A 7,429-nucleotide genomic window follows, 5' to 3' on the forward strand; every position below is an offset into this window, starting at 1 on the left:
TCAGTCGAAGACGATCACCGAGCGCGCCAACTCGCCGCGCTTGAGCTCGTCGAAGGCGGAATTGACGTCCTCCAGCTTGATCCGGCGCGAGATCAGCTCGTCCAGCTTCAGCTTGCCGTTCATGTAGAAGTCGACGAAGCGCGGCATGTCGACCGGGAAGCGGTTGGAGCCCATGTAGCTGCCCTGGATCTTGCGCTCGCCCAGGAAGTCGACGCCGTGCAGCTCGATCATGGTGCCGACCGGGATCATGCCGATGATGTTGGCCGTGCCGCCCCGGCGCAGCATCTTGAAGGCCTGCTCGGCGGTGGCCTTCAGGCCGATGGCCTCAAAGCTGTGGTGCACGCCGCCGCCGGTCAGCTCCTGCACCTGCTTGACGACGTCGCCGGCGTTGGCGTCGATCACGTCGGTGGCGCCGAAGGTCTTGGCCAGCTCCAGTTTCGAGGGCTGGCGGTCGATGGCGATGATACGGCCGGCGCCGGCGATGGCCGCGCCGTTGATGGTGGCCAGGCCCACCCCGCCGCAGCCGATGACGGCCACGGTCTCGCCCGGCTGGACCTTCGACGTATGGATCACCGCCCCGATGCCGGTGGTCACCGAGCAGCCGAGCAGGGCGGCGCGGTCGAAGGGCATGTCCTTGCGGATGGCGACGCAGGCGTGTTCGTGCACCAGCATCATCTCGGCGAAGGACGACAGGTTGAGGAACTGGGCCATCGGCCCGGTGACGCCGTTAAGGTCTTCCTTGAACAGCCGCGGGGCCGAGCCCTTGGGCCGCTTGGTCTCGGGGCTGGTGCACAGGCTCATGTGGCCGGTGAGGCAGACCTCGCAGTGGCCGCAATAGACCGACAGGCAGGTGATGACGTGGTCGCCGACCTTGACCGTGCGCACCTCGTCGCCGACCGCCTCGACGATCCCGGCGCTCTCGTGGCCCAGCACGGCGGGCATGGGGTGGCTGTAGGAGCCTTCGATGAAGTGCAGGTCGGAGTGGCAGACGCCCGCGGCCTTGGTGCGGATCAGGACCTCGCGCGGGCCCGGCTTGCCGATCGCCACGTCCTCGATGACGAGGGGCTTGCCCACCTCGCGCAGCACCGCCGCCTTCATCCGCTCTCTCCCGCTTTATGGTTGTGCGGAGACCCTAGCCCCGGCGAAGGGGCGAGCGGAAGAGGCTATCGAAACATTTGTTTGAAGTGGCGTCGCCTACGCCGCCAGATCGATCGGACGCTCGGGCAGGATGGCGTCGACGGTCAGCAGCACCACCATGGCCGCGTCGGTGGTGATCACCGCCGAGACCAGGGCCGAGGCTTCCTCGCCCACCGACGGCGGCGGGCTGATCTGGCTGGCTTCGACGATGAAGCTGTCGCAGACCGCGTCGACCAGCAGGCCGGCCACGTCGCGGCCGTTCTCGACGACGATGATCACCTGGCGCGGACCGTCCTGGGCCGGGCCCTTGCCCAGGCGTTCGGACAGGTCGATGACCGGCATCACCTGGCCGCGCAGGTTGATGACGCCGCGCACGTGCGGCGGGGCGTCGGGCAGCGGGGTGGGGGGCGTGACGCCGCGGATCTCGCGCACCGTGCCGACCGGCACGCAGTAGGTCTGGGCGCCCACCTCGAACGACAGCACCTGCAGGGCTTCGCCGGGGGTGTAGGCCGTGTTGTTGCTCGACATCGCTTCGTCCGCCTTCGTCGCGTCGATGGCCTTCTGGCCACGTTCGAGGGGCATCATCGCGTGGAAAGGTGAACAAAAAAGGCGTTCCGGCGTAGCTCAGGCGGGGCGGCGCCTGCGACGAAATGGCCCATGCGCCTCGGCCCGGCCGCCTGACAGCGGCGTTCAGGTGGGGTTCAGGCGCGAAGGCCCAGGCTTGGGACAAGCTTTTCCGAAGGAGGCCGTGATGGCCGTCAAATCGATCAAGACCGTGGGCGTCGCCGCCGCCAAGACCCTGGGCGTCCTCGCCGCCGTGACGCTGGTCGCGGCCAGCACCCAGGCCTCGGCCCAGGACTGGCGCCGCCACCGCAACCATGGCCGCGACAGCGGCGACGTGGCCGCCGCGGCCATCGTCGGCGGCATCGTCGGCCTGGCGATCGGCTCGTCGATCAACAACGACCGCCCGCGCCACAGCCGCCCGGCCTATGGCTATGGTTATGGCTACGACTATCCGCCGCCCCCGCCGCCCCGCTACTACGGCCGCGGCTACGGCTATGACGACGGCCCGCGCCGCTATCGTGAGGACTGCTGGACCACCCGCGACTACGACCGTCGCAGCGGCGCGGTCTACGAACGCACCGTCTGCCGCTAAGCCTGCGGCCAGACGTCCTTCAGCCCCGACGCCGTCCCTCGGCGTCGGGGCTTGTATTTGAGAACAAAAAATGAACATTGTGGCCGTACCGCTTGTCCAGGAGGCCTCCCCATGTCCGCCGCCGTCACCATTCCCGACCGCCAGGAAGTGGCCCTGAGCGTGCTGCTGGGCGCCTGGCGCACCCTGCGCGCCGCCGGCTTCGAGGAGGCCGAGGTCCAGGCCCTGTTCGACCAGATCGCCGACCGCCCGCAGGACGTCGCCCGCCGTCTGCGCAAGATGGTCAACGGTCTCGGTTAGGTTTTTCAGCCGAGTTTCAGAAGGGTGCGCATCCGACTGGCGAATAGCTCCGTAGCTTCGGCATGGCGACGGTTCGTTCCCCGGACCGTCCGGCCGCGCGCCCGCCCAATCCGTCCCCCGACCAGGAGGCGGGCGAGCCGGGGTTCCTTCCGCCTCTCCCCCCATCGGAGGCGGAAGGGCCTTGGACGGTTCGCGGAGCCCCGCGCCGACTTGGCCGTTCCGCCAGGATGGACGCCGTCTCCCTGCAATACATCCTGCCCGTGCTGGGCGCTCTGGCGGCCGGCGGCGCGGTCGGGTTCGAGCGCGAATACCGCTCGCGGCCGGCGGGCCTGCGCACCCACATGCTGGTGTCCCTGGCCTCGGCCCTGCTGATGCTGGCCGCCGTGCACCAGCTCAAATGGATGGGGACGGCGCCGCTGGAGACAGTGCGCATCGATCCCGTCCGCATGGCCCACGGCGTGCTGACCGGCGTCGGCTTCCTTTGTGGCGGAGTGATCTTCCAGCAGGGGGTGTCGGTGCACGGCCTGACCACGGCCGCCTCGCTGTGGATCACCGCCGCGCTCGGCATGCTGTTCGGCATGGCGCTGTACGACCTGGCGATCGCCGGCGCCGTGCTCAGCGTCGGGGTGCTCAGCGCCGCCCGCTGGCTCGACCGTCGCATGCCGCAGAAGAACTACGCCGAGATCGCCGTCCGCTTCCGGCGCGAGGCCCTGGTCGACGAGAGCGAACTGCGCGGCCTGCTGGCCGGCTACGAACTGGAGGGCGGCCGCATCAACCAGCGCCTGATCGAGGGCGGGACGCTGTTCGAACTGTCGGGCCCGTTCTCGGGCAAGGGGACCTTGCGGCTCGGCGAACTGGCCCGCCATCTGGAAGCCGACCAGCGGGTCGTGGAGTTCGACATTCTGCCCCGCAAGGACTGAACCACTAGCTTCCCGTCACACGGGTATCGGCTATGATCGCGCCATGGCGCTTCGTCTGCACATCGACACCGACTGCGGCGTGGACGACGCCCTCGCGCTCGCCCTGCTGGCGCGGGCGCGCGACGTCGTCGAGGTGGGCACCGTCTCGGCCGTGTTCGGCAACACCTATGTCGACCAGGCCGCCGCCAATGCGCGCGGGGTGCTGCGCCTGGCGGGCTGTCCGGCCGAGGTCTATATCGGCGCCGGTTCGGGGCTGGCCCGCCGCCGGGTCGAGCGTATGCGCCCGGCCCACGGTCCCGACGGCCTCAACGGCGCGGGCTTCTCCCAGCGCTGGAAGCTGCCGGAACTGGATCGCGGCCACGGGGTCAGCCTGCTAGCCTTCCTGGCCCGCCGGCGGGTGACGGGGCTGTTCCTGGGGCCGCTGACCAATATGGCGCTGGGCCTGCTCGACGACCCGGCCGCCTTCCGGGGCTGGTCGCCGACCATCATGGCCGGAGCCTTCGCCGTGCAGGGCAAGGCCGCCGGCGGCGCCGACTTCAACAGCTGGAGCGATCCCGAGGCCCTGGCCCGTATCCTGGAGGCCGGGGTCAAACCGCGCCTGGTGCCGCTGGACGTCACCAGCCTGGTGACCCTCACCGCCGCCGAGCTCGACAGCGGCGCCCGCTGCTGCGGCAGTCCCCTTTCCGCGCGCCTGACCCGCGCGGCCGGTCCCTACATCGCCTTCCACCAGAAGGCCTGGGGCGCCGAAGGCTGCCACCCCCACGACGCCGTCGCCGCCGCCAGCCTGGTCGCGCCCGAGGCCTTCACCTTCGAGCCGGCCCGTCTTCGCGTGATCCTCGACGGCGACCGCCAAGGCCGCCTCGAACGCGTCGACGGCGAGCCCAACGCCGAGGTCTGCGTCGGCGTCGACGCCCCGGCGGTGCGGGCGTTGATCCTCAAGGCGCTGTTCGGCTGGGTGGAGATGGCGGAGGCCTGAGGGGGGCGAAAACCTCGTCCTTCGACAAGCTCAGGATGAGGTTTTTCTACTGTCCGGGCCTGAAAAATGGTCCTCACCCTGAGCCTGTCGAAGGGCGAGGACCACGCACAACCTACTTCCCGCCCGCGTAGTCCTTGACCAGCGCGTAGAGGAAATCCCGCCCGTCATAGAGCGACTTCACCCGCATGCGCTCGTTCAGGCCGTGCACGCCGTCGCCGTCGGAATTGCCGAACAGGCCGCTGACGCCGTAGGTCGGGATGCCGGCGGCGTTGGTGTGTACGCCGTCCGTCGCGCCGGTCAGCAGGATCGGCAAGATCGGCACGTTTGGCCACAGCTTGGCGGCTTCCTTCTGGATCGGGCCCATGATGGCCGGCGTCAGGGCCGGCGGCGGCGAGGCGGGCTTGGCCTCGTGGGCCAGGGTCACGGCCACGGCCGGATCGGCGGCCAGCTCGGTCAGCTTGGCCTTCACCTCTTCCACCGGCGTGCCGGGCAGGATGCGGCAGTTGACGTTGGCCGTGGCGCGCTGGGGCAGGGCGTTGGGCGCGTGGCCGGCGCTGACCATGGTCGCCACGCAGGTGGTGCGCAGCATCGAGTTCCAGCCGGCGTCGCGGGTGATCACCTCCAGCGCCTCGGGATCGGCCACATTGGCCACCAGGGCCTTCATCGCCGCCGCCTGCTCGGCCGGCACGCGGGTCTGCATCTGGGTGAAGTAGCCGCGCGTGGCGTCGTTGAAGCGGGTCGGGAAGTGATAGGCGCCGATGCGGTCGAGCGCCGCCGACAGCTGGTAGATGGCGTTGGCCGGGCCGGGCCGGCTGGAGTGGCCGCCGGGGTTGGTCACGGTCAGGGTGAAGTCCTGATAGACCTTCTCGCCGGCCTGGACCTCGAGCACCACGGCCTTGCCGGTCTCGTCGAGCAGGCCGTCTGCGCCTTCGTTCAGCGCGAACTCGGCGTCGACGAGGGGACGGTGGTTCTTCACCAGGTCCTCGATGCCGTTATAGCCCTCGCTCTCCTCGCCGCAGGTCAGGGCCATCTTGATGTCGCGCCTGGGCTTGAAGCCGCTCTGCTTCAGGCGCACCAGGGTGTCGGCCCAGATGGCGGCCTGGGCCTTGTCGTCCGACGTGCCGCGTCCATAGAAATAGCCGTTCTCCTCGACCAGGGTGAACGGATCGCGCGTCCAGTCCTCGCGCTTGGCCTCGACCACGTCGATATGGGCCAGCAGCAGGATCGGCTTTGACTTCGGATCGGTCCCGCGCAGCACCGCCACCAGGCTGCCCTCGCGCGGATGCTTGGGCTCGACCACCACCTGCACGTCGGCGTCGGCATAGCCGGCCGCCTTCAGCCGCGCGCCCATGGCCTGTGCGGCCGCCGTGCAGCTGCCTTTCGACAGCGTCGTGTCGATCTCGACCAGCTCCTTGTAGAGCGCCCGGAAGGCCGTCTGGTCGGGGCGCGGCGTCACCTGCGGGCCGGGCGTCGGCTGGGCGTGCGCAAGAACGGGGAGGGCGGCGAGGGCCGCGGTGGTGGCGAAGAGAGCCTTCAGGCGCATGGTCCGACCTTCAAGTGTCGTAAAACGTGGCCGGAACAGGAGCGGGCTTCGCGTCCGCGCGCAAGCCACATGCGCGAAAACCACGGCCTTCCGTTAACCCGTGCTTAAGCATGACGCGGCTTTTCCTGGCGACAGGAACCGGCGACACTGCGAGAACACATGATGAACGCGAATCGCCCCTTGCGCATCCTCGGCCTCGATCCGGGCCTCCGCCGCACCGGCTGGGGCGTGATCGGCGTGGCCGGCTCGCGCATCACCCACATCGCCCACGGGGTCATCGTTCCCGACGAGAAGGCCGCCTTCTCCGACCGGCTGCTGACCCTGTTCGAAGGCGTCTGCGCGGTGATCGAGCAGCACGCCCCCGACGAGGCGGCGGTGGAAGAGACCTTCGTCAACACCAACGCCCAGTCGACGCTGAAGCTGGGCCACGCCCGCGCCGCCTCGATGATCGCCCCGGCCCGCGCCGGGCTGCTGGTCGCCGAATATTCCGCTCCCGTGGTCAAGAAGGCGGTGGTGGGCACCGGCGCGGCCGACAAGGCCCAGGTCGCCTTCATGATCGCCCGCCTGCTGCCGACCGCCGGCGCGCCCACCGCCGACGCCGCCGACGCGCTGGCCGTCGCCATCGCCCACGCCCACGCCCGGACGGCGAGGAGAGTCGCATGATCGGACGCCTGCGCGGCGCCGTCGCCGAGGTCGGCGAGGAAGAGGCCCTGATCGACGTCATGGGCGTCGGCTACATCGTCCGCTGCGGCCAGCGCACCCTCCAGCGCCTGCCGGCCCTGGGCGATGAGACGCTGCTTCACATCGAGAGCCAGTGGAGCGAAAGCCAGGGCCTGCGGCTCTATGGCTTTTCAACCCGCGACGACCGCCGGGCCTTCGTGCTGCTGCAGGCGATCCAGGGCGTCGGCCCCAAGGCCGCCATGGCCGTGCTCGACGTGCTGTCGCCCGCCGAACTGGCTTCGGCGGTGGCGCGCGAGGACAAGGCCGCCGTCGGCCGCGCCAACGGCGTGGGCCCCAAGCTGGCCCTGCGCATCGTCACCGAGCTGAAGGGCAAGCCGATCACCGACGGGCCGGTGCTGACCGCCGCGCCCTCGGCCAGCGCGACGCCGTCCGCCCCCGCCAAGCCCGCCGCCACCGGCGACGCCGTCGCCGCCCTGATGGGCCTGGGCGTCGCCGAAGTGAACGCCCGCCGCGTGGTCGAAGCCGCCGCGGCGAAGCTGGGCGACGAGGCGTCCGTGCAGGCGCTGATCAAGGCCGGTCTGCAGGAGCTGGGGCGGTGAGCGCCTGCGCGGGGGGGGGGGGGGGCGGCCGGGCGCGGGCCGCCCGCCCGCGGGGGGGGGGGGGGGGGGGGGGGAGGCGGGGGCCGGGGGGGGGGGGGGGGGCGCGGCGGGGGGGGGGGG

9 protein-coding genes are annotated in these 7,429 nt (G+C 70.6%); 6 read left to right on the forward strand and 3 right to left on the reverse strand.

Annotated elements, in window-relative coordinates; translation table 11 throughout:
* Entirely contained in the window at positions 1 to 1,098 is a 1,098-nt protein-coding gene (locus I4Q42_RS16360) for a Zn-dependent alcohol dehydrogenase (protein WP_198577144.1), read from the reverse strand.
* Positions 1,099 to 1,194: 96 nt separating this feature from the next.
* On the reverse strand, positions 1,195 to 1,665 hold the full coding sequence (locus I4Q42_RS16365) for a chemotaxis protein CheW (protein ID WP_198577145.1): 471 nt from the start codon (positions 1,663 to 1,665) through the stop codon (positions 1,195 to 1,197).
* 223 nt (positions 1,666 to 1,888) lie between these two features.
* Between I4Q42_RS16365 and I4Q42_RS16370 the strand changes: the two genes are divergently transcribed.
* The 4 genes from I4Q42_RS16370 (at position 1,889) to I4Q42_RS16385 (ending at position 4,486) form a co-directional block, all read left to right on the forward strand.
* Positions 1,889 to 2,293: a hypothetical protein gene (locus I4Q42_RS16370; RefSeq protein WP_198577146.1), complete on the forward strand. Its 405-nt coding sequence runs from the start codon at positions 1,889 to 1,891 to the stop codon at positions 2,291 to 2,293.
* 111 nt (positions 2,294 to 2,404) lie between these two features.
* The gene (locus I4Q42_RS16375) at positions 2,405 to 2,590 is read left to right on the forward strand and encodes a hypothetical protein (protein ID WP_198577169.1); all 186 of its coding nucleotides are present in this window, start codon (positions 2,405 to 2,407) and stop codon (positions 2,588 to 2,590) included.
* A 227-nt stretch (positions 2,591 to 2,817) separates the two neighbouring features.
* On the forward strand, positions 2,818 to 3,510 hold the full coding sequence (locus I4Q42_RS16380; protein ID WP_198577147.1) for an MgtC/SapB family protein: 693 nt from the start codon (positions 2,818 to 2,820) through the stop codon (positions 3,508 to 3,510).
* 43 nt (positions 3,511 to 3,553) lie between these two features.
* Positions 3,554 to 4,486: a nucleoside hydrolase gene (locus I4Q42_RS16385; protein ID WP_198577148.1), complete on the forward strand. Its 933-nt coding sequence runs from the start codon at positions 3,554 to 3,556 to the stop codon at positions 4,484 to 4,486.
* A gap of 112 nt (positions 4,487 to 4,598) precedes the next feature.
* Here the strand turns inward: I4Q42_RS16385 and I4Q42_RS16390 are convergent, their stop codons facing one another.
* Positions 4,599 to 6,029 (reverse strand): M20/M25/M40 family metallo-hydrolase, encoded by a 1,431-nt coding sequence (locus tag I4Q42_RS16390; protein ID WP_408611081.1) that lies wholly within the window; start codon positions 6,027 to 6,029, stop codon positions 4,599 to 4,601.
* A 147-nt stretch (positions 6,030 to 6,176) separates the two neighbouring features.
* Here I4Q42_RS16390 and ruvC point away from each other — a divergent pair, with 147 nt between their 5' ends.
* Both ruvC and ruvA read left to right on the forward strand, forming a co-directional pair.
* Positions 6,177 to 6,692, forward strand: a complete 516-nt coding sequence (gene ruvC / locus I4Q42_RS16395) for a crossover junction endodeoxyribonuclease RuvC (protein WP_198577166.1) — start codon at positions 6,177 to 6,179, stop codon at positions 6,690 to 6,692.
* Entirely contained in the window at positions 6,689 to 7,309 is a 621-nt protein-coding gene (gene ruvA, locus I4Q42_RS16400) for a Holliday junction branch migration protein RuvA (RefSeq protein WP_198577149.1), read from the forward strand. The genes ruvC and ruvA overlap by 4 nt, the downstream gene beginning before the upstream one ends.
* Positions 7,310 to 7,429 lie beyond the last annotated feature (120 nt).

It is taken from the genome of Caulobacter hibisci, assembly GCF_016135805.1.
In the GTDB taxonomy this organism is placed as follows: domain Bacteria; phylum Pseudomonadota; class Alphaproteobacteria; order Caulobacterales; family Caulobacteraceae; genus Caulobacter; species Caulobacter hibisci.